The 260-nt window shown below is 54.2% G+C and carries 1 protein-coding gene; it reads right to left on the bottom strand.

What is annotated here, in order from left to right:
• The coding region (locus tag SB822_RS58475) for a hypothetical protein (protein WP_410859294.1) at positions 1-260 on the bottom strand (260 nt) is incomplete at both ends.

The following is a 260-nucleotide window of genomic DNA, read 5'->3' on the forward strand; positions in this document are numbered from 1 at the left end:
GCCGGCAAAAACAACATCGATGCCTGCGCTCGCATAAGTCTCCAAGTGTTCCGGGCGATGGGCAAGCAGTAAGGTGAATGCATCACTGAGCCCCGCCTCTGCGATGCTATTGCTCGTGAATTCCGCTTCCCGGATATTGACATCCATAAGCGGGTCGTCGATGCCTGCAATTTGTATAGCTTTCCCGTTTTCTTCCCAGACGACAGAGCGATTGCGCAGCACTTCCACACCGCGTTCTTCGAGGGCAGGGACGATTTCAT

It is taken from the genome of Paraburkholderia sp. SIMBA_054 (genome assembly GCF_046534875.1).
Lineage (GTDB): Bacteria > Pseudomonadota > Gammaproteobacteria > Burkholderiales > Burkholderiaceae > Paraburkholderia > Paraburkholderia hospita.